Consider the following 22,099-nt stretch of genomic DNA (forward strand, 5'->3'; position numbering starts at 1 on the left):
ACACGACAATGAACATCGCCGTCCTCGATCTCGCCACCGAAACCGCCAAGCTGCTTGCCGAACTCGGCGTTGACGCCGGCCGCTATCACGGCGGCACGCTTTCCGTCGCCTCACCGGTGACGGGCAAGGAAATCGGCAAACTCAGGGAGCATACTGTTTCCGAAACCAAAGCGGCGATCGAAGCGGCGCACAAGGCCTTCCTCGAATGGCGTGACGTGCCGGCGCCGAAGCGCGGCGAGCTGGTCCGCCTGCTCGGCGAGGAGCTGCGCACTGCGAAGACCGCGCTCGGCCGTCTCGTCTCGATCGAGGTCGGCAAGATCACCTCGGAAGGTCTCGGCGAAGTGCAGGAGATGATCGATATCTGCGATTTCGCCGTCGGCCTGTCCCGCCAGCTCTACGGCCTGACGATCGCCACCGAGCGCTCCGAGCACCGGATGATGGAAAGCTGGCATCCGCTCGGCGTGGTCGGCATCATCTCCGCCTTCAACTTCCCGGTCGCCGTCTGGTCGTGGAATGCGGCACTGGCCATGGTCTGCGGCAATTCCACCGTCTGGAAGCCCTCGGAAAAGACACCGTTGACCGCACTTGCCGTGCAGGCGCTGTTCGAAAAGGCGCTGAAGCGTTTCATCGCCGAGGGCGGCACGGCGCCGGCCAATCTGTCGACATTGATCATCGGCGGCCGCGAGGTCGGCGAAGTCCTCGTCGACCATCCGAAAATCCCGCTCGTCTCCGCCACCGGCTCGACCGCGATGGGCCGTGCCGTCGGTCCGCGCCTGTCGCAGCGTTTTGCCCGCAGCATTCTCGAACTCGGCGGCAACAATGCGGCGATCGTCTGCCCGAGCGCCGATCTCGACCTGACGCTGCGCGGCGTTGCCTTCTCTGCCATGGGCACGGCCGGCCAGCGCTGCACGACGCTGCGCCGTCTCTTCGTGCATGAAAGTGTCTATGACCAGCTGGTGCCGCGGCTGCAGAAGGCCTATGGCTCCGTCACCATCGGCAATCCGCTCGAAACAGGCACGCTTGTCGGACCGCTGATCGACGGCCAGGCTTTCGAGAAGATGCAGGCAGCACTCGGCGAGGCGGCATCGGCCGGCGGCAAGGTGACGGGCGGCGATCGCGTCGGCAACGGTTTGACCGATGCCTTCTATGTTCGCCCGGCGCTCGTCGAAATGCCGGCGCAGACCGGCCCGGTCGAGCACGAGACCTTCGCGCCGATCCTCTATGTGATGAAATACAGCGATTTCGATGCGGTGCTGGCCTTGCACAACGCGGTGCCGCAGGGACTGTCGTCGTCGATCTTCACCAACGACATGCGCGAGGCCGAAACCTTCGTTTCGGCGCGCGGATCGGATTGCGGCATTGCCAACGTCAATCTCGGCCCGTCGGGTGCGGAAATCGGCGGCGCCTTCGGTGGCGAGAAGGAAACCGGCGGCGGCCGCGAATCCGGCTCGGATGCCTGGAAAGCCTATATGCGCCGCTCCACCAACACGATCAATTACGGCAGAACGCTGCCGCTCGCCCAGGGCGTCAAGTTCGACGTCGAATAATCCGGCTTGCAGAAAAGCTCGAAAATGGAGGGCGGCACCCCCTAAAGCGCGTCGCACGCAATTCGATTCATGCGACGCGCTTTAGCTCTTCTTTTGATGCATGTCATTGTCCCGGAACCGCTTCACACTTCCGGGCGACATGCATGGAATGCCGCCTTGTTCGACCGATCGAGATTTATTCCCTTTTAATATGAAATATTTAGTCAAGATATTGTGATGACTTTTCCTTGCAGGCGAAACTTGAAATCGACAGTCAGGAAAAATATACGCCTCTGATCGCCCTTGCGAAGCTCGGGCGGCATTGCCACGGAGGCCATCATGAACTTTGCTCTCAACCGTTTTTCGCAGGCGCTTGCGCTTGCCGCCTCGTTTCTCTCCGCAACTGCGCTCGCCGGCAGCGCCAATGCGCAGGACGAAGGTCTCGTCGTCTACAATGCCCAGCACGAAAGCCTCGGCCGCGAATGGATCGACGCCTTCACCAAGGAGACCGGCATCAAGGTCACCATGCGCCAGGGCGGCGACATGCAATTCGCCAACCAGATCATCCAGGAAGGCGACGCCTCACCGGCTGACGTATTCCTGACCGAGAATTCGCCGGCGATGACGCTGGTCGATGGCGCGGGCCTCTTTGCCCCCATCGAAAAGGACACGCTGGATCAGGTTCCTGATCAGTACCGGCCGTCCGACGGCATGTGGACCGGCATTGCTGCCCGCACCACGGTTTTTGCTTATGACAAGACGAAGCTCACCGAAGACAAGCTGCCGAAGTCGATGCTCGACCTCGCAGACCCGGCCTGGAAGGGCCGCTGGGGCGCGGCGCCTGCTGGCGCCGACTTCCAGGCCATTGTCGCTTCCCTGCTGCAGCTTAAGGGTGAAGACGCCACCAAGACATGGCTGAAGGGTCTCAAGGACAACGCCACGCCCTATAAGGGCAACAGTGTCGCCATGAAGGCGGTCAACGCAGGCGAAGTCGAAGGGGCTGTTATCTATCACTATTACTGGTTCGGGGATCAGGCGAAAACCGGCGAGAACAGCAAGAATGTCGGCCTGCACTATTTCAAGAACCAGGATCCAGGCGCTTTCGTCAGCGTTTCGGGCGGCGGTATCCTGAAGTCCACGCAGCACATGAAGCAAGCCCAGGCTTTCCTCAAGTTCGTCACCAGCAAGGCAGGCCAAGCTGTGCTCAAGGACGGCACGTCCTATGAATATGCCATCGGCAAGGATACACCCTCCAACGACAAGCTCACGCCGCTTGCCGATCTCAACGCTCCGAAGGTCGAAGCTTCGACGCTGGACAGCAAGAAGGTCGTCGAGCTGATGACGGCCGCCGGCCTGATCTGACGCTTCTGCCGCAGGCTTGCCATGGCCAAAACTATTGCTTTTGGCTCAAGAAAACCTTAGGGCATGACGATATCCGGCAACCGCTCCTCAAAGGCGGTTGCCTTCCTTTTTCGGCGTATGAAGGCATCGGCCTTGCTGCAGGACAATAGATTGCTCGCATCCGGCAACGAGGCGCCGGTCGCGCCGAAGGCCGTGCGCATGGGTTTGCCGCGCGCACGCATGCCGCACGCCTCCGTGCTCCTGCTTGCCACCATCGTCGCGATCTTCAGTCTGGTGCCGCTCGGCTTCATCGGCTGGGTCACCTACGATGTCGGCTGGGACACTGTGAAGGCCCTGGTTTTCCGGCCGCGCGTCGGCGAACTGCTCGTCAATACGGTCCTGCTTGAGACGATCACCATTCCGCTGTCGATCGCGCTTGCGGTGACGCTTGCCTGGCTGACCGAGCGGACCGACATTCCTTTCGCGAGGCTCTGGGCCTGGCTTGCCATCGCCCCACTCGCCGTGCCCGCTTTCGTGCACAGCTATGCCTGGGTCAGCCTCCTCCCCGGCATGCGCGGCCTGCAGAGCGGTGTCTTCATCTCGGTGATCGCCTATTATCCCTTCCTCTATCTGCCGGTCGCCGCAGCCCTGCGCCGTCTCGATCCGGCGATCGAAGACGCCGCGGCCTCGCTCGGCCTTAATCCCTGGCGGGTGTTCTTCAGGGCGGTGCTGCCGCAGCTCCGGCTCGCAATCTGCGGCGGCTCGCTGCTGATCGGACTGCATCTGCTGTCGGAATACGGCCTGTTCGTGATGATCCGCTTCGATACCTTCGCGACGGCGATCGTCGACCAGTTCCAGTCCTCCTACAACAGCCCTGCCTCCAACATGCTCGGCGGCGTGCTCGTCGCCTGCTGTCTTTTTCTGCTCGGCTTCGAGGTGCTGGTGCGCGGCAACGAACGGTATGCCCGCGTCGGCACCGGCTCGCCGCGTCCCACGGACCGCCGGCGGCTCGGCTGGTTCATGCTGCCCGCCATTTTGCTGCCCGTCGCCCTGGCGGTGCTGACGCTCGGCGTGCCGCTGGTGACGCTTGGCCGCTGGCTTTATCTCGGCGGCGCCGAGATCTGGCGCATCGAGGTCGGCAGCGCCTTCCTGCAGACGATCGTGCTTGCCATTGTCGGTGGCGTGCTGGCGACGATTGCCGCGGCCCCGATGGCCTGGCTTTCCGTGCGTGCGCCCGGCCGCTTCCAGCGCGTGCTCGAAGCCTGCCACTATTATGTCGGCTCGCTGCCGGGCGTGGTGGTGGCGCTGGCGCTGGTGACGATCACTGTGCGTCTGGTGCTGCCGCTCTATCAGACATTCGCAACGCTGCTCGTCGCCTATGTGATGCTTTTCCTGCCGCGGGCCATGGTCGGGCTGCGCGCCAGCATCGCCCAGGCGCCGGTGGAGCTGGAGCGCGCCGCGATGGGGCTTGGCCGCACGCCCGGCCAGGCGGTGCGGCAGATCACCATGCGGCTTGCCGCACCCGGCGCGGCCGCCAGCGTGGCGCTGGCGGCCCTCGGCATCACCAACGAACTGACGGCGACGCTGATGCTGTCGCCCAACGGCGTCGATACGCTGGCGACGAAATTCTGGTCGCTGACCAGCGAGATCGATTATGTCTCGGCGGCACCTTATGCTTTCATGATGGTCGTTCTGTCGCTGCCGCTCACCCTTATGCTCTATACCCAATCGAAACGGACCGCCGGCCAATGACGCTGCTTACGATCGAAAACATCAGCAAGCGCTATGGTCCCGTCCAGGCGCTGAAGGATATTTCGCTCGAGGTCCAGGCGGGCAGCCGCACCGCCGTCGTCGGCCCCTCCGGTTCCGGCAAGACGACGCTACTCCGCATAATCGCCGGCTTCGAACAGCCCGATATCGGCCGGGTGACGTTAAATGACGAGGTGCTCGCCGACGGGCCCGCGACGGTGCCGGCCCATAAACGCGGCATCGGCATTGTCTCCCAGGACGGGGCGCTGTTTCCGCACTTAAGCGTTGCCGAGAATATCGGCTTCGCCTTCGAGCGGGGGGCTGTGGATCGCGAGAAGCGCATCGTCGAGCTGCTCGATATGGTCGAGCTCGACCGCGGCATGCTGGCGCGGCGCCCGCATCAGCTCTCCGGCGGTCAGCAGCAGCGCGTGGCGCTGGCGCGCGCGCTCGGCCGCAAGCCGCGGCTGATGCTGCTCGACGAGCCTTTCTCGGCCCTCGATACCGGGCTGCGCGAGAATATGCGCAAGGCGGTTGCGCGCGTTCTCAAGGCGGCCGGCATCACCGCCATTCTCGTCACCCATGATCAGGAAGAGGCGCTGACCTTTGCCGATCAGGTGGCGGTGCTGCGGGAAGGGCAACTGATCCAGGCAGGGTCGCCGCAATCCCTCTATCTGCATCCGAGGGACCGCGAGACGGCGCTGTTTCTCGGCGATGCCGTGCTGCTTCCCGCCATCATCCGGAATGGTATGGCCGACTGCGCGCTTGGCAGCGTCGCCGTTGAAGGCAATCGGCAGGGCAAGGCGGAGATCATGCTGCGGCCCGAGCAAATCCGCGTCGTTGCCGATGAAGGCGATCGTCGTTATGGCGGGCGTGTCGTCGAGGTGGAGTTCGGCGGCGCGGTCTGCACCGTTGCCGTTTCGCTCGACGGCGTCGCGCTGCCGCCGATCCTGATCAAGACCTCAAGTGTCGCGCTTCCCTCACGAGGCGATCTCGTTCGCTTGGATATCGCTGGTAAGGCGCATGTTTTCGAAAGCTAAATTCAGCCGAACTTGCGCACCACTTCTTCCGGCTCGATACCTTCGAGCCAGCCGCCGGTGAAGCCGGCGCGCTCGAGCCCGAGGCGGATGGCCGGCGATTGCCGCATCAGCTTCCAGATGAAGTCGGAGCGCTCGTTCTCGATGGTCATGACCACAAGACCCTGGTCGATGCCGACGGTGCGGTCGTCGACCCAGCCTTCCGGCCGCTTGGTCTTGACCGTCGGGTTGAAGCCGCCGGGAAAGCCGCCTTCCAGGAGCAGGTTCGGATAGTTGGTCAGCAGAGCCTTGGTGCCGTCCAGAGCTGCCTGCCGGTCATAGGGCAGGCAGGCAAGGGCCGCCCAGGGTGCGATCGTGCCGTCGTCCGGGCCGAGCGGCGCGCCGCGGGCGGCATAACCCAGAACCTTCGGCTGGCGGCCGCCGCGCATGCGCCGTGTCGGCGGCGGACCGTCGCAGGCGGAAAAGCCCCAGATATTTCTGTTATAGCCGACGAACTGGCCGGGATTGCGCTCGGCATAATCACGCTGGACGTTGATGACGACCTGCGTGTTGCGGAAATAATCCCAGTTCCGTTCGGCCATCGGTCTGTCCCGGATGCCGCGGAAATCAATCCAGGCGTGGGAGAAGAGATGGATGAACAGCGGCCCGGCATAGAGATAGGGCTGTTCGCCGTGCATCATCCATGAATAGCTCGACGTAAAGGCGTCGTAGCACGATTGCGGGATCGGGTGTGTCGGCGAGGCGAGCGCCAGGGCATAGAGGATGATTGCTTCGTCGAAGCCGTGATAGCGCCAGCGCAGGAAGCCGGAGGAGGGCTTCCAGCCCATGGCAATGGTATCGCCCTTGTTCAGCGCCCAGCGCCAGTCGACGCGCTCGTAGATGAAGGTCGCGAGCTCGCGGATTTCCGTTTCTGTCTCGTCGTCTTCGCGATCGAAATACTGTGCTGCCGTCAGGATGCCGGCGACGAGCAGCGCCGTGTCGATGGTCGAAAGTTCGCTGTTCCAGGCGCGATTGCCGGTATCCATGTGCAGGAAGTGGTAGAAGAAGCCGCGATACCCTGTGGCGTGACGTTCCTCGCCCTGGCGCGCCTCGGCGAAGAAACGCAGCGTATTGACCACGCGTTCGGCGGCTTCCCTGCGGGTGATCCAGCAACGCTCGACACCGACGGGATAGGAGGAGAGGGCAAAGCCGACGGCTGCGATGCTTGCCGGCACGCCGCCGATCGAGGTATCGGCCACCAGGCCATTTTCGGGATTGGAATATTTCAGGAAATACTTGAATGCCGAATGCTGCAGCCTGTCGATGAGTGCTGCATCAATGTCTTCAATCCGTTGCAGCATAGGCTCCTACCCAACTGTTGCATCGCCCCATGCTTGAACATGGCGGCCGTCCCCGGGCAAATCAAACCTTTTTGATTCGCAGGGATAAGAGAACACAAATGGGCGGAATTGGTCGTTAATAATTATTGGTGAAATAATATCTAGCAGAAGTCATATAAGCGGTGCAGCAAAAAGAGCCGGTCGCGCACCACCGGCCCGGGTTATTTTCCCGTAATACTTATTGCCTCCACCCCTCTTGGAAGCGGTCGACGACGCGCGCTCAGGCGCTATCGTCCGACCGCATAGGCCTGCATGAGGCGCGGGGTGGCCGCGGCGCGCAGCAGCCCGTCGGCATCGCGCCGCGCTGCGGTCAGCCGGCCGATGGTCCAGGGATCGGTGACCGTCAGCTTGTGGCCCTTGCGGGTGAGCGCATCGAGCACAACGGGGCCGAAATTCGCTTCCGCCATCAGGCTGCCGGGTTCGCGGGTGCGCGGATAGAAGGAGCTCGGAAAATGGGCGGTGTGAAACAGCGGCTGATCGATTGCTGCCTGCAGGTTCAGCTGGTGATTGACATGGCGCAGGAAGAAGGAGAGCTGCCATTGTTCCTGCTGGTCGCCGCCCGGCGTGCCGAAGGCCAGGGTCGGGCGGCCCTCGTAAAGGCCGAGCGAAGGCGTCAGCGTCGTGCGCGGACGCTTTCCCGGCGCCAGCGAGGTCGGCAGTCCCGGCTTCAGCCAGAACATCTGGGCGCGAGAATTGAGGCAGAAGCCGAGGCCGGGAACGGTCGGTGAAGACTGCAGCCAGCCGCCGGAGGGGGTGACGGAGACCATGTTGCCGTCGCGGTCGATCACGTCGATATGCACGGTGTCGCCGCGTTTTTCCAGATGCGCCATGGTCGGCTCGTAGACCGTGCCGGTCCCGGAAGCGGCGCCAAGCATCGTCATCGTCAGATCATGCTGCGCCTCGAAGCCTGGAACGATGCCGGGGCGAAGATCGAAGGATGCGTCGGCGCGGATCAGCTTGCGGCGCTCGCTCGCATAGGCATCCGACAGCAGATGCGCGACCGGGACCTCGGAAAAATCGGGATCGCCGTAATAGACCTCGCGGTCGGCGAAGGCGAGCTTCATCGCCTCGGTAACGGTATGGACGAAATCGGCGCCGACAGGGTCCATCGCGGCGAGATCGAAACCCTTGAGGATCGACAGGGCCTGCAGGAAGACCGGACCCTGGCCCCAGGGACCGGTCTTGGCAATGGTCCAGCCGTGATAGTCATAGGTCAGCGGCTCCTCGATCGTTGCCGACCAGGTCGCCATGTCGTTGGCGGTCAGCACGCCTTTGTGGCGGCTGCCGCTCGCATCCATCACTTCGGCAGTCTTCAGATAGGTGTCGATCTTTTCGGCGATGAAGCCGCGGTAGAAGGCGTCGCGTGCCGCCTCCACCTGTGCCTCGCGGCCGCTTTTTGCCTCGGCTTCGGCAATGACGCGCTTCCAGGTTTCGGCAAGCACCGGATTCCTGAAATTCGCTTGCCCCGCGGGGACGCTGCCGCCAGGCAGCCAGGTCGCGTAGGAGGTCGGCCATTCCTTTTCGAAGAAAGCGGCAAGCCCCTTGATGGTCGCGGAGACGCGCGGCAGCAGGGGATGGCCGTGCTCGGCGTAATAAATCGCCGGTTCCAGGACGTCGCGCACGCTCATCGTGCCGTAGTCACGCAGCATCAGCATCCAGCCGTCGAAGGCGCCGGGGATGACTGTCGCAAGCAGGCCGTCGCCGGGGATCAGCGTCAGGCCTTCGCTGGTATAATGCGCGATCGTCGCGCCGGCGGGTGCCGGCCCCTGGGCTGAGATGACCTCGACCTTGTCCTTTTTCTTCGAATAGATCACCGCGGGCAGGTCGCCGCCCGGGCCGCAGAGATGCGGCTCGACGATCTGCAGCACGAATCCGGTCGCCACCGCGGCATCGAAGGCATTGCCGCCCTTTTCGAGAATGCTCATGCCGACTGCCGAGCCAATCCAGTGCGTCGAGGTAACGACACCGAAGGTGCCGAGGATTTCGGGACGGGTCGTGAATTCGGTCATTCGGGATGCCCTTCTGGCCGGATGTCTTTTCTGGCCGAATGTCTCTTCTAGGAAGTCGGGTGGCGCGAAGCTCAGGCGTGCGCCGAGCGCGCGGAGAGGAAGACCTGCGGCTCGAAGGCGAAATCCTTCTCGAAGGGGTAGGTTAAATGCTGTTTGCGCAGCCGAGGCAGGCGCTCGACGAACTGGTCGACGACACCTGTCGAGAGCGCCATCAGGTTAGGATTGGCGATCGGCGCCAGCTCGGGCGAGAGATAACCCGATTTGACGACGATGATCCTGGCGCCGTGCGGATCAAGGCCGAGCCGGGTGAAATCGACGATGTTGTGGTATGGCCGGCGTTTGGCAGAGAGCACGAGATCGATGCCACCGGTCGAAACCACCGCCTGGCGGTCGGCCGGATCCGACGTTTCGTGCAGGAATTTCACGGTGACGCGGGCCATGACCGGTTGGCTGCCCTTGGTGTCGAGTGAGGCGCCGACGCTGAGATTGAGTTCTGCGCCGATGCCGCCGGCATAACAGGCCTCGGTCGCCGCCTTGTCGGCAATGCCGGCGAAAACAACGCCCGTCGCCCCGCTGGCGATCAGCGCGGCCAGCACGTCGGCCCGGTCACCGACGCCACCGCCTGTGGGGTTGTCGCCGGATTCGGCGAGCACGACAGGAGCGGTCGGGCTTGTGATGGCTTTCGCAACACATTCTTCGACCGAGCCGGTCTCGCAGCCGAAGACGAAATCCTCGCGCGCATCCCAATAGGCGCTCGCGAGGCGTTTGGCTTCACGCTCCAGCACGGCGCGATCAGTGCCGGTCATGATGGCGGCGGCCGTGGCGCGCGGTTCGTCGGCCCAGACGTAGCCGACCATCAAGGATGCATCCCAGACGCCGTCGATCGCGTCGATGCCGGGCAGCATGTCGTAGAGGCTTTTAGCCGGCTCATCGACGGTGCTGGTGCGCTCGCCGGGCAGCACGACCGGGATCGGCGACCAGAGAACGGTGGGCCTCACGCCGGTTGTCAGGCTCCTCACCAGCATGGCGACCGAACGGCGCATCGTCTCCTCAACATCGATATGCGGCGCGGTGCGATAGGTGGAATAGATGTCGAGCGCATCGATGATCCGCTGGGTGACGTTGCCGTGCAGGTCGTAGCTTGCCGAAACCGTGCAATCCTCGCCGACCAGCGCACGGGCAGCACCAATCCAGTCGCCTTCGGCATCCTCCATGCCCTCGACATACATGGCGCCATGCATGGCGAGATAGAGACCGTCGAGCGGCAGCATCGGCTTCAGCCGCTCGAGGAATTCGCTTTTGAAAGCCTCATAAGTGGCGCGTGAAACCGGGCCGCCGGCAATGGCGCGGGCATGCATGGTCGGCAGGAATTCGGCGTCATAATCCTTCAGGAAGGCGAAGTAGGGGGATTCCAGCAGGGCTTGGCCGCGCAGCACCCGAAAATCCTTCTCCTCGTTCAGCACGGGATTGTATGTGCTGCACTCGATATGAATGCCACCGACAGCAATGCGCATGAAAAACCTCAGCTGATGTTTGGGAGCGATCAGGATTTTATGGGTAATGTCGGCGCCGATGCGTCAGGGTAGGAGAGGCGGCGGCAGAAGGGGCTGAACTGAACATGGGGGTCTCGATCCGAAGACGTGTTCACTTTGCCTCGACAATAAGTTTACAGACGAAGCAATCAACCAAAATAAATTACAAACTTGATCAAGCTTCGGTGCCGCCCCAGCCAGCGCCCTATGCAGCCAAAGCGGATATGTTATACGACGACCATGGGATTCGGGGTCTTCATCCACCGCTCAGATTCGATTTATGATGACAGCCCGGCTGAGCGATATCAGTTTCCAAGCCAGTATCTCCGGCGTGTCCAGGCATGCCTCGGCGACTGGATCATCTATTACGAACCTCGAAAGGTGACAGAGACCCGAGGTTATTTCGCTGTGGCGAGGGTTGAGCAGGTCGTTCCTGATCCCACTGCGCCAGGCGTGTATCTGGCATTGATTGAACCCGGAAGTTATCTCGACTTCGTCAACCTTGTTCCATTCAGCGGAGCCGATGGTGTAGTCGAGCGTAGCGTGCTGAACGCGCAAGGCCGGATTTCCGGCCGTGCGCAGTCGGCTGTTCGCGCGATTTCGTCGAACGACTTCAGCAGGATCATTGCGTTGGGCCTCGATAACAGCGAGCCACTGCTTCCGCGCGTCGACGCCAACGCATCCCCCTCGGGCTTTGAGGAAGAGCAGGCACCGTTTCAATTCGAGCAGAGCCGCGATCGTGTGAGTTTTATCGCGTCACGGATCGTTCGAGACCGAGTGTTCCGCCAGGTCGTCTTGCGCGCCTATGACAAGCGTTGCGCAATTACCGGGCTCAAACTTATCAACGGTGGAGGCCGGGCGGAGGTCGATGCAGCGCATATCCGACCGGTCGAGGCGAGCGGTCCCGATATCGTCAGCAACGGAATTGCCCTATCCGGCACGGCCCATTGGATGTTCGATCGAGGATTGATCGGTCTGTCTGATGATGTGGAGATTCTCATCTCGCGACACGTTAATGATCCCGAAGCGGTACGGGGCCTGATCAACAAGACCGGCCGCGCGATAATGCCCCGGCGCGCATTCGAACGACCGCATGTGCATTTTCTGCAATGGCATCGCGAACATTGCTTCAAGCAGTAAATGCGTCGGCTATTTATTTTCTCGGGGATTGCAGAACGATAGCTAACCGCGCGGTAGCGCACACGACGCCGTCACCCTATCTCGGCTACGTCCCGTACCCATGCCGTCGGTATGAACAAGAGAGAAAACTGGAGCGGGCGAAGGGATTCGAACCCTCGACCCCAACCTTGGCAAGGTTGTGCTCTACCCCTGAGCTACACCCGCTCAATCCGCATCGGTCCGGGGTAGTTGTTGGACCGTGGGCGCCGCCTCGTGGCGACGGGCGCTATATGGCCTAACGGATTTTCAAATGCAACAGGGAAATGACGAAGAGGCGAAGAAAAATTCGCAAGGTCGCAGGAGGCAGGCGGAAAGGCCGCAAATGCGGGGGTAGAGCGTCGGTGGCGAAGATTGCCAAATGCTGGGGACGGATTTAATCAGGACGCCTCGACTTTGTCCCTCCTGCGCAATGGATTATCCGATGTCCGAAAATACCCCCAAGACCAGAGAAGATCTGTTCGCTTTCCTCGACGGGCTCGGCATTGCTCATAAGACGGTCGATCACGCGCCGGTTTTCACCGTCGCCGAATCGGTTGCGCTGCGCGATGAGATCCCCGGCGGCCACACCAAGAATCTCTTCATCAAGGACAAGAAGGACAGGTATTTTCTGCTGACCGTCGAGGAAAATGCCGAGGTCGACCTCAAGCAGGTGCATAATTTGATCGGCGGGTCCGGACGGGTCTCCTTCGGCAGGGCGGAGAAGCTGATGGACTATCTCGGCGTCATCCCCGGCGCGGTCACCGCCTTCGGCGCGATCAACGATACGGCGGGGAATGTCACTTTCGTGCTCGATGCCGATCTGATGCGCGAGGAGATCCTCAACTGCCATCCGCTCTCCAACGATGCGACGACATCGATTGCAAGCAGCGATCTCGTCCGTTTCATGGAGGCGACCGGACATAAGCCGCTTGTCTTGAAAGTGACGTCCTGACATACGATTTTAGCGCTACAATGAGGCCGGCAGGATCGGCACGGCGGGAGATACCTATGAGCGGCAGCGACAACCCCTACAACGGTTCCTTCGGAAATCAGATGACGGCGACGACAAGCTTCGGCGCTCAGCCGGCAACCGCCGCTGCGGCAGGCAGCTATATCACCGATACGACGACCGCGAATTTCGGCAAGGACGTCATCGAGGAATCGCGCAATCAGCCGGTGCTGGTCGATTTCTGGGCGCCCTGGTGCGGACCGTGCAAACAGCTGACGCCTGTTTTGGAGAAGGTGGTCAACGAAGCCAAGGGCCGCGTCCGGCTGGTCAAGATGAATATCGACGACCATCCCTCGATCGCCGGACAGCTCGGCATCCAGTCTATCCCCGCCGTCATCGCCTTCGTCAACGGCCGCCCCGCCGACGGTTTCATGGGCGCGGTGCCGGAAAGCCAGATCCAGCAATTCATCGACCGCATCGCCGGTCCGGCCGGCGCCGACGAGGCGGCCGAGATCGAGGCCGTGCTCACCGAAGCGGCAGAATTGCTGGCCGCCGGCAATATCAATGAGGCAGCCCAGCTCTACGCCGCGGTGATGCAGGCCGATCCCGAAAATGCCAAGGCGGTTGCCGGAATGGCCGAATGCATGATCGCCGCAAACCAGCATGAGCGGGCGCGCCAAACTTTGACGGATCTGCCGGAAGAGCTGGCGAAAGACGCCGGCATCCAGGCGGTGCTGAAAAAGCTCGAACAGATCGAGGAAGCCCGCAAGCTCGGCGATCCCGTTGCGCTCGAACGTGATCTTGCCGCCAATCCCGACGACCACGAGGCGCGGCTGAAGCTTGCTAAGATCCTCAATGTCGAAGGCCGGCGCGACGAAGCGGCCGAGCACCTGCTGCTGATCATGCGCAAGGACCGCGCCTTTGACGATGACGGCGCCCGCCGCCAGCTGCTGCAGTTCTTCGAGGTCTGGGGTTTCAAGGATCCGGCGACGGTTTCGGCCCGGCGCAAGCTTTCGGCGATGCTGTTCTCTTAAGGGGTTGCTGCTGCGTCCATAGGGCGCGGCAAGGCGCTGTGCCGCTTTGAAGCCGCGTCCGATCCTGTTGAAAGTCGATTCCGATTTTCGGGGTATGCACTAAGTTTCGCGCATCTGCCCTTGCGTTTTCGGACGCGGGCACCACATTCTCGTCAGGACGGGCATGCCCGTTACAAGAATGCGGGACGGTTTCATGCAAGTCGGGAATGCCAGATACCTGAAGCCGGGCGATCTGCCTGATACAATCGCCGTCTTCCCCCTGACCGGTGCCCTCCTTCTGCCGGCCGGGCAGCTTCCGCTCAACATTTTCGAGCCGCGTTACCTGGCGATGCTGGATGCGGCACTGATGGGAAACCGGCTGATCGGCATGGTCCAGCCGGCGCTCGGCGAACACGAGGACAAGGGCGGCGATCCCAACCTTGCCGCTGTCGGCTGCCTCGGCCGCATCACCTCCTTCGCCGAAACCGGCGACGGGCGCTATATCGCATCGCTGACCGGCGTCTGCCGCTTTCGGCTGCTGGAGGAGAAAACCACCAGCGATCCCTTCCGGACCTTCCGGATCGCCCCGTTCATCGCCGATCTCTCGGCCGCGAACGAGGAGGAGGCGGTCGATCGCGCAGCACTTCTGACCGCCTTCAAGGCCTATCTCGATGCCAACAAGCTGGAAGCCGACTGGGAGAGCGTCGAGCGGGCGAGCAATCTGACGCTCGTCAATTCGCTGGCGATGATGTCGCCGTTCGGGCCGGCGGAAAAGCAGGCGCTCTTAGAGGCGCCCGATCTGAAGACGCGGGCCGAAACGCTGATCGCCATTACCGAGATCGTGCTGGCGCGCGTCTTCGGTGACTCCGACACCGTTCTGCAGTAAACTTCAGCCATGGACGAAAAACTCAGCCGCGTCGATCCAAAGCTGCTCGATCTCCTGGTCTGCCCGCTCTCCAAGGGCCGGCTTTCCTATGATCGCGAGCACAATGAGCTTGTCTCGGAAAAGGCGCGGCTTGCCTATCCGATCCGCGACGGCATCCCGATCATGCTGGTCTCTGAAGCCCGCCGCCTCGACGAATAACGTCTCTGAAAATCGGGTTTTAGATCGCTTGGCCGGCCAGCAGCCGCGGATTGTCCTTTGCCGTCGTTCCGGCCGCCTGGCCGATGAAGAAGGATTTGAGGCGCGGCAGCCGGTCGACGAGGCCGAGGCCGATGTCGCGGGCGATGCGGATCGGCGTTGCGTCGTTGGAGAATAGCCGGTTCAGCACGTCTGTCGTCATTCCCATCCGGAACGTGTCGAAGCGGCGCCAGGTCTGGTAGCGTTCGAGAATGTTGATCGAGCCGATATCGAGGCCGAGGCGATCGGCCTCGACGATCGTTTCGGCAAGTGCCGCCACATCCTTGAAGCCGAGATTGAGGCCCTGTCCCGAAATCGGGTGAATGCCATGGGCGGCGTCGCCGGCCAGCGCAAAACGCGGTGCAACGAAGGCGCGCGCCAGTGTCAGGCCGAGCGGAAAGGCGCGTTTGTCGCCGATGACCTTCAGTGCCCCGAGTTTGTGGCCGAAGCGGCGCTCCAATTCCTCCTCGAAGACCAGATCGTCGGCGGCAACCAGCCGGTCCGCATCATGCGTCCGCTCCGTCCAGACCAGCGAGGAGCGGTTGTTGCGGAGCGGCAGGATGGCAAAGGGGCCGGCCGGCAGGAAATGCTCTTCTGCGCAGCCCTCATGCGGCCGCTCATGTTCGACCGTCGCAACGATGCCCGACTGGCCGTAGTCCCAGGTGACGGTCTTGATGCCGGCGAGGTCGCGCAGTTTCGAGCGCACGCCGTCGCAGGCGACCAGCAGCCGGCTCTCCAACGTGCTGCCGTCCGAAAGCGTGACGGTCACATGGCTGTCTTCGGTCTTTAGCTCGGTGGCGCCGAGCCCATGGCGGATGTCGATGCCGAGGCGTTCGCAGACGCCGCGCAGGGCTGCGACCATCGCCACATTCGGGATCATGTGGGCGAAAGGCCGGCCTTCGGCCACTTCGCCGTCGAAGGTCAGAAAAACCGGGCGGACCGGATCGGAGGTTTTGGAATCGGTGACGATCATCTTGGTGATCGGCTGAGCCTCCGGCTCGATCTCGTTCCAGATGCCGAAGATTTCCAGCATCTTTGCCGCCGCCGCAATGACGGCCGAAGCGCGCGTGTCGTTTTTCCAAACATGTTCGGGGGCCGCCTCGACGACCGCGACGTTGAGATGCGGTGCTGCCTGCTTGACCGCGACAGCGGCGGAAAGGCCGACATAACCCCCGCCCACAACCAGCATATCCAGCATCGCGCCGCTCCCTTACCTTGTGCCTCAGATGTGACCTATATAGATCATCGCAACTTCACTTCCTACCGCCGGGAGGCATGCAAAATGACGCGCGAGACATCAGGGCCTTCGGCGATGGAGACGCTGCTTTCGACGCTCGACCTGGAGCCGATCGAAGTCGATATCTTCCGCGGGCGCAGCCCGCAGGCCGGCTGGCAGCGGGTCTTCGGCGGCCAGGTGATCGGCCAGGCGCTGATGGCGGCGCAGCGCACCATCGAGGGCGAGCGTTTCGTCCATTCGCTGCATGCTTATTTCATGCGTCCGGGCGATCCCTCGGTGCCGATCATCTATCAGGCGGAGCGGATCCGCGACGGATCGAGCTTCAATACCCGGCGCGTCGTCGCCATCCAGAACGGCAAGGCGATCTTCACGCTGTCGGCTTCCTTCCAGGTGGAGGAGCCGGGCTTCGACCACCAGATCGCCATGCCCGAGGTCGAAATGCCGGAAGCGCTGCTCGGCGAACAGCAGATCAAGGATCAGTATCTGACGCATGCGCCGGAGGCGATCCGAAAATACTGGCAGCGCGAGCGGCCGATCGAAATCCGTCCCGTCTCGCTGACGCATTATTTTTCCGACAAGAAGCTCGACCCCAAACAGGATGTCTGGGTGCGCGCCACTGGCCCGGTTCCCGATGATCGGCTCTATCAGGCGGCGGTTCTTGCCTATCTCTCGGACATGACCCTGCTCGATACCTCGCTCTATGCACACGGCACCTCCATCTTCGACCAGAGTCTGCAGGTGGCGAGCCTCGATCATTCCATGTGGTTCCACAGACCCTGCAAGCTCGACGACTGGCTGCTCTATACGCAGGACAGCCCCTCGGCTTCGGGCGCTAGAGGGCTGACCCGGGGCAGCCTCTTTGCCCGATCGGGTGCGCTGATCGCCTCCGTCGCGCAGGAAGGTCTGATTCGGAAAAAGGCAAATGAATAAATAATAGGCATCTTTGAAAATTTGCGCATTATTTGTGCGCTTATTGGCCAATCATTTGCCTGTTTATTGGCTCTCCATATTATAATTGTTATTTTTCAATAAGTTATATCGCGCTTCGAATCTGGCACGTCCCTTGAATGTATATCGCCGGTCGCTGTTCAGGAACGTCAGCGGCAAGGAGAGTCGGCTCCGTGCCGAGGATAACGAAGGATGGGAAACCAGATGAAAATTGTGATGGCTATTATCAAGCCGTTCAAGCTCGATGAGGTCCGCGAAGCTCTTACGGCGATCGGCATTCAGGGGCTGACCGTGACCGAAGTGAAGGGATACGGGCGCCAGAAGGGGCACACCGAAATCTATCGCGGCACCGAATATGCAGTCAGCTTCCTGCCGAAGCTCAAGATCGAAATCGCCGTTGCGTCCGAACTCGTCGACAGGGCGGTCGAAGCCATCGCGGCGTCGGCCAAGACCGGTCAGATCGGCGACGGCAAGATTTTCGTCTATTCGATCGACCATGCCGTGCGCATCCGTACCGGCGAAACCGATTCAGAAGCGCTGTAAGCGGCAGATCAAGGAGCTTTTTTCAATGTCGATTTCGAAGTTTTCTTCCCCCTTTGCGCTGATCTGCGCAACGTCGGCCGCGCTTCTGGCGCCGGTTGTCGCTTTCGCGCAGGAAGCTGCGCCCGCCGCCGCCACCACCGCTGCTGCCGCTCCTGCCTTCACCATGGACAAGGGTGACAATGCCTGGATGCTGATCTCCTCGGCACTCGTCCTGCTGATGACCATCCCCGGCCTTGCGCTGTTCTACGGCGGTCTCGTGCGCGCCAAGAACATGCTCTCCGTGCTGATGCAGGTGTTCATGATCACCGCCGTCGTGGCGCTGCTCTGGGTCACCTACGGCTATTCGCTCGCCTTCACCGACGGCGGCTCGCTGAACAGCTTCGTCGGCGGCTTCTCAAAGGCGTTCCTGGCCGGCGTCAATACCTCGTCGCTCGCCGAAACCTTCTCGAAGGGCGTCGCCATTCCGGAATACACCTTCATCGTCTTCCAGATGACCTTCGCCTGCATCACGCCCGGCCTGATCGTCGGCGCATTCGCCGAGCGCATCAAGTTCTCGGCCGTCATGCTCTTCGTCGTGCTCTGGGTCACCTTCATCTACTTCCCCATGGCGCACATGGTCTGGTTCTGGGGCGGTCCGAGCTCCTACACCTCGCCGGCCGGCCTGATCTTCTCCTACGGCGCAATCGACTTCGCCGGCGGCACGGTCGTCCACATCAATGCCGGTATCGCCGGCCTGGTCGGCGCCATCATGCTCGGCAAGCGCACCGGCTATAAGAAGGAAATCATGGCTCCGCATTCGATGACCCTGACCATGGTCGGCGCATCGCTGCTCTGGGTCGGCTGGTTCGGCTTCAACGCCGGCTCCAACCTCGAAGCCAATGGCTACGCCTCGCTTGCCTTTATCAACACCTTCGTCGCGACGGCTGCTGCCGCCGTCTCCTGGTGCATTGTCGAAAGCCTGACCCGCGGCAAGGCTTCGATGCTCGGCGGCGCTTCCGGTGCGGTTGCCGGTCTCGTCGCCATCACCCCGGCTGCCGGTTTTGCCGGCCCGATGGGCTCGATCGTTCTCGGCCTTATCGTCTCGCCGGTCTGCTACTTCTTCGTCGACGTCGTCAAGAACAAGTTCAACTACGACGACAGCCTCGACGTCTTCGGCGTGCATTGCGTCGGCGGTATCCTCGGCGCACTCGGCACCGGTATCCTCGTCAACCCGGCGCTCGGCGGTGCAGGCATTGTCGATTATTCCACGGCCGATTTCGCTGCCTCCTATGCCGGCACGGCAACCCAGGTCTTGGCCCAGGCCAAGGGCGTTCTGACGACGCTTCTGTGGTCGGGCATCGGTTCGGCGATCCTCTACAAGATCGTCGACGTCGTCATCGGCCTGCGCGTGAGCGTCGAAGCCGAGCGCGAAGGTCTCGACCTTTCGACCCACGGCGAAGCCGCCTACCACGCCTCTTGATCGCAGCCTTTGCGGCGCCCGGCACAAGGGCGCCGCTTCACGGCCCGTCGCGGCCTATCTAGAGCTTTTCCGGGTTAGACCCGGAAAAGCTGTCATAGACCGCATTTGGCCCGAACCTTTCCAGGTTCGGGCTTTTTTTGATTTCCATGCCCGGAATGCCCGTCCAGGCATGCATGGTTAACATCGCTTTAACCCGGCTCTGATTAGGTGGAGCGGACGCATTTTGGCATGGCGAAGCTTCGGTGATTCGCATGCCCTCAGGCATTGGACGGGTTAGACACATGGCAAGAAGCACGTCGCCGGCGATGGATGGCCGTCCGGATCGGTTCTCCTTCTCGGCATTCATGCTGCGGCAGATCCAGGCGCTCATCGGCTTTGCGATCTTTCTGCTGCTGGCGCTCTGCGTCGCGGCGCTGGCGACGTGGAACGTCGCGGATCCGAGCTATTCCTATGCCACGGCCAACCTGCCGACGAATATTCTCGGTTACAGCGGCGCCGCCTTTGCCGATATCGTCATGCAGTTCCTCGGCCTTGCCAGCGTCGTTTCGATGCTGCCGATCGTCGCCTGGGCGCTGACGCTGATCTCGGGCCGCCGCTTCAGCCGCATTCCCGCCCGTGCCGGCGCCTGGCTTGCCGGTACGGTGCTGTCCTGCGCCGTGATCGGCTGCTTTCCGCCGCCGCTCACCTGGCCGATCCCGAACGGCATCGGCGGTGTCGTCGGCGACATGATCCTGCGTTTTCCCGCACTCTTCGTCGGCGCTTATCCCACCGGCACCTTCGCCATGGTCGTCGGCTGCATCTTTGCCGCGCCGACCGCCTGGATGATGCTCTTCGCCTCGGGTCTGGTCGGCCGCAGTGAGGCCGAGGAGGAGATCGAGGAAGATTACGTCGGGACGACAAGCAAGGCCCGCGTCGTCGGAGACGAAGACGAAGAGGACGAGTCCCGCTGGGTCGCCCTCAGCGGCGCGGTGACGCATGCCTGGTATATGAGCCAGGGGCGGTTGCGCCGGCTCTTCGGCATGGGGCCGCGCAAGCGCCGCCAGGGCGATTTCGAATCCCCCTATGATTTCAACGATGACGAGTTCGGCACGCTGAACGAACCGGTTCGCGCCAAGGCGCCGGCTGCGCGCGGCGAGCGGATGGAGCCGTCGCTGGAGCCATCGATGGGAGCAAGGTCGGCTTCGCCGCGCCGCATCGTGGCGGCGCCGTCGCTTTCGATCGATGACGAGGATGACGACGACGATCTGCCTTTCGACCCCGACATGCCGCCGCGCCCGGCCGACATCCTGCCTGACGACGATGACGACGACTGGATGATCCGCGCGCCGGCGAAAGCCGCCGGCAAACAGGAGCCGCGCGTCGTTCCCGCCGTCACGCGTCCGAAGCCCGGCGCCCGCGTCGAGCGGGAGGCGCAGGGCTCGTTCATTCGTCCTGAAGGTTTCCAGCTTCCCTCGATGCATCTGCTTGCCGAACCGAAGAATGTCGTGCGCGATTCGACGCTTTCGGCCGATGCGCTGGAGCAGAACGCCCGCATGCTCGAAGGCGTGCTCGAAGATTTCGGCGTCAAGGGGGAGATCATCCATGTCCGCCCCGGTCCGGTCGTCACGCTCTATGAATTGGAGCCGGCGCCCGGCATCAAGTCGTCGCGGGTCATCGGCCTTGCCGACGATATTGCCCGCTCGATGAGCGCCATTGCCGCCCGTGTTGCCGTCGTGCCCGGCCGCAACGCGATCGGCATCGAATTGCCGAACCAGACGCGCGAGACCGTTTATCTCCGCGAACTGATCGCTTCCCGCGATTTCGACGGCAGCAAAGCCAAGCTCGCCATGGCGCTCGGCAAGACGATCGGCGGCGAAGCTGTCATCGCCGACCTCGCCAAGATGCCGCATCTGCTCGTCGCCGGCACCACCGGCTCGGGCAAGTCGGTCGCCATCAACACGATGATCCTGTCGCTGCTCTACCGCATGACGCCGGAACAGTGCCGGCTGATCATGATCGACCCGAAGATGCTCGAACTTTCCGTCTATGACGGCATCCCGCATCTGCTTTCGCCCGTCGTCACCGATCCGAAGAAGGCGGTCGTCGCGCTGAAATGGACGGTGCGCGAGATGGAAGAGCGCTACAAGAAGATGTCGAAGATTGGTGTCCGCAACATCGACGGCTTCAACACCCGCGTCGAGCAGGCCTTGTCGAAGGGCGAGGCGATCTCGCGCACGGTGCAGACCGGCTTCGACCGCCACACCGGCGAGGCAATGTACGAGACGGAGGAATTCGATCTCAGGCCGATGCCCTATATCGTCGTCATCATCGACGAGATGGCCGACCTGATGATGGTCGCCGGCAAGGATATCGAAGGCGCCGTCCAGCGCCTGGCGCAAATGGCGCGCGCCGCCGGCATCCACGTGATCATGGCGACGCAGCGCCCGTCGGTCGACGTCATCACCGGCACGATCAAGGCGAACTTCCCGACCCGCATCTCCTTCCAGGTGACCTCGAAGATCGACAGCCGCACCATTCTCGGCGAACAGGGCGCCGAGCAGCTGCTCGGCATGGGCGACATGCTCTACATGGCGGGCGGCGGACGTATCCAGCGCGTGCACGGCCCGTTCGTCTCGGATGTCGAGGTGGAAGAGATCGTCTCCTACCTGAAGACCCAGGGCTCGCCGCAATATCTCGATGCGATCACTGCCGATGACGACGAGGATGGCGATTACGGCGGCGGTGGCGGCGGCCCTGCCGGTACGTCGAACCTTTCGGATTCGGAAGATCCTTACGATCAGGCCGTCGCCATCGTGCTGCGGGACGGCAAGGCCTCGACCTCCTACGTCCAGCGCCGGCTCGGCATCGGCTACAACCGGGCCGCCTCGCTCATCGAGCGGATGGAGAAGGAAGGCATCATCGGGCCGGCCAACCATGCCGGCAAACGCGAAATTCTCGTTCCGACCGAAGGCGACATCCTCGACCGCTGAAATAATCGGCATATATTTCCGATGGGGACCGCTTTTGCGGAAACCTGACGGCAGCCAAGCCGTTACCTCACGCGGGCCCGATCGCAACGCCTTGAAGACGCCGCCTTTCGGCAGCATGCAGATCGCATAAAGG

General features: G+C 62.4%; 17 protein-coding genes and 1 tRNA gene. 13 read left to right on the plus strand and 5 right to left on the minus strand.

Features of this window, described 5'->3' with window-relative positions; translation table 11 throughout:
- Positions 1-8: 8 nt before the first annotated feature.
- The 4 genes from FHX14_RS04450 to FHX14_RS04465 all read left to right on the plus strand — a co-directional run bounded on the left by FHX14_RS04450 (position 9) and on the right by FHX14_RS04465 (position 5,653).
- Complete coding sequence (locus FHX14_RS04450) at positions 9-1,547, plus strand: aldehyde dehydrogenase family protein (protein WP_184376424.1); 1,539 nt, start codon at positions 9-11, stop codon at positions 1,545-1,547.
- A 318-nt stretch (positions 1,548-1,865) separates the two neighbouring features.
- A complete protein-coding gene (locus tag FHX14_RS04455; RefSeq protein WP_184376425.1) occupies positions 1,866-2,888 on the plus strand; it encodes an iron ABC transporter substrate-binding protein in 1,023 nt (340 codons plus the stop codon).
- A gap of 63 nt (positions 2,889-2,951) precedes the next feature.
- The gene (locus FHX14_RS04460) at positions 2,952-4,619 is read left to right on the plus strand and encodes an iron ABC transporter permease (protein WP_184376426.1); all 1,668 of its coding nucleotides are present in this window, start codon (positions 2,952-2,954) and stop codon (positions 4,617-4,619) included.
- Entirely contained in the window at positions 4,616-5,653 is a 1,038-nt protein-coding gene (locus tag FHX14_RS04465; protein ID WP_184376427.1) for an ABC transporter ATP-binding protein, read from the plus strand. Before FHX14_RS04460 ends, FHX14_RS04465 begins: the two co-directional genes overlap by 4 nt.
- Positions 5,654-5,655: 2 nt before the next feature.
- Here the strand turns inward: FHX14_RS04465 and FHX14_RS04470 are convergent, their stop codons facing one another.
- The 3 genes from FHX14_RS04470 to FHX14_RS04480 all read right to left on the minus strand — a co-directional run bounded on the left by FHX14_RS04470 (position 5,656) and on the right by FHX14_RS04480 (position 10,552).
- On the minus strand, positions 5,656-6,990 hold the full coding sequence (locus tag FHX14_RS04470) for a glucoamylase family protein (protein ID WP_184376428.1): 1,335 nt from the start codon (positions 6,988-6,990) through the stop codon (positions 5,656-5,658).
- Between the two features lie 266 nt (positions 6,991-7,256).
- Positions 7,257-9,038 (minus strand): gamma-glutamyltransferase family protein, encoded by a 1,782-nt coding sequence (locus tag FHX14_RS04475; protein WP_184376429.1) that lies wholly within the window; start codon positions 9,036-9,038, stop codon positions 7,257-7,259.
- 71 nt (positions 9,039-9,109) lie between these two features.
- Entirely contained in the window at positions 9,110-10,552 is a 1,443-nt protein-coding gene (locus tag FHX14_RS04480; protein WP_184376430.1) for a M81 family metallopeptidase, read from the minus strand.
- Positions 10,553-10,810: 258 nt separating this feature from the next.
- Here FHX14_RS04480 and FHX14_RS04485 point away from each other — a divergent pair, with 258 nt between their 5' ends.
- Complete coding sequence (locus FHX14_RS04485) at positions 10,811-11,710, plus strand: HNH endonuclease (RefSeq protein ID WP_012559280.1); 900 nt, start codon at positions 10,811-10,813, stop codon at positions 11,708-11,710.
- Positions 11,711-11,839: 129 nt separating this feature from the next.
- Here FHX14_RS04485 and FHX14_RS04490 read toward each other — a convergent pair.
- A tRNA-Gly gene (locus FHX14_RS04490) sits at positions 11,840-11,914 on the minus strand.
- A gap of 256 nt (positions 11,915-12,170) precedes the next feature.
- Here FHX14_RS04490 and FHX14_RS04495 point away from each other — a divergent pair.
- The 4 genes from FHX14_RS04495 to FHX14_RS04510 all read left to right on the plus strand — a co-directional run bounded on the left by FHX14_RS04495 (position 12,171) and on the right by FHX14_RS04510 (position 14,774).
- Entirely contained in the window at positions 12,171-12,680 is a 510-nt protein-coding gene (locus FHX14_RS04495) for a prolyl-tRNA synthetase associated domain-containing protein (protein ID WP_054182521.1), read from the plus strand.
- A gap of 56 nt (positions 12,681-12,736) precedes the next feature.
- Complete coding sequence (gene trxA / locus FHX14_RS04500) at positions 12,737-13,711, plus strand: thioredoxin (RefSeq protein ID WP_003589702.1); 975 nt, start codon at positions 12,737-12,739, stop codon at positions 13,709-13,711.
- A gap of 178 nt (positions 13,712-13,889) precedes the next feature.
- Positions 13,890-14,576 (plus strand): LON peptidase substrate-binding domain-containing protein, encoded by a 687-nt coding sequence (locus FHX14_RS04505; RefSeq protein WP_184376540.1) that lies wholly within the window; start codon positions 13,890-13,892, stop codon positions 14,574-14,576.
- Between the two features lie 9 nt (positions 14,577-14,585).
- On the plus strand, positions 14,586-14,774 hold the full coding sequence (locus tag FHX14_RS04510) for a Trm112 family protein (RefSeq protein ID WP_003589705.1): 189 nt from the start codon (positions 14,586-14,588) through the stop codon (positions 14,772-14,774).
- A gap of 19 nt (positions 14,775-14,793) precedes the next feature.
- On the opposite strand, the gene FHX14_RS04515 is transcribed toward FHX14_RS04510, so the two are convergent.
- Complete coding sequence (locus tag FHX14_RS04515) at positions 14,794-16,008, minus strand: ubiquinone biosynthesis hydroxylase (protein WP_184376431.1); 1,215 nt, start codon at positions 16,006-16,008, stop codon at positions 14,794-14,796.
- Between the two features lie 84 nt (positions 16,009-16,092).
- Here FHX14_RS04515 and tesB point away from each other — a divergent pair, with 84 nt between their 5' ends.
- The 4 genes from tesB (at position 16,093) to FHX14_RS04535 (ending at position 21,966) form a co-directional block, all read left to right on the plus strand.
- Positions 16,093-16,977, plus strand: coding sequence for an acyl-CoA thioesterase II (tesB, locus tag FHX14_RS04520; RefSeq protein WP_184376432.1), 885 nt, complete (start codon positions 16,093-16,095; stop codon positions 16,975-16,977).
- A 210-nt stretch (positions 16,978-17,187) separates the two neighbouring features.
- Positions 17,188-17,538 carry a P-II family nitrogen regulator gene (locus FHX14_RS04525; RefSeq protein WP_003543684.1) on the plus strand — a complete coding sequence of 117 codons (351 nt, stop codon included), beginning with the start codon at positions 17,188-17,190 and terminating at the stop codon, positions 17,536-17,538.
- A gap of 25 nt (positions 17,539-17,563) precedes the next feature.
- Entirely contained in the window at positions 17,564-18,997 is a 1,434-nt protein-coding gene (locus FHX14_RS04530) for an ammonium transporter (RefSeq protein ID WP_003589710.1), read from the plus strand.
- 281 nt (positions 18,998-19,278) lie between these two features.
- The gene (locus FHX14_RS04535; RefSeq protein ID WP_184376433.1) at positions 19,279-21,966 is read left to right on the plus strand and encodes a DNA translocase FtsK; all 2,688 of its coding nucleotides are present in this window, start codon (positions 19,279-19,281) and stop codon (positions 21,964-21,966) included.
- The last annotated feature ends 133 nt before the right edge of the window (positions 21,967-22,099 follow it).

This window comes from Rhizobium sp. BK619, assembly GCF_014195245.1.
GTDB lineage: Bacteria > Pseudomonadota > Alphaproteobacteria > Rhizobiales > Rhizobiaceae > Rhizobium > Rhizobium acidisoli.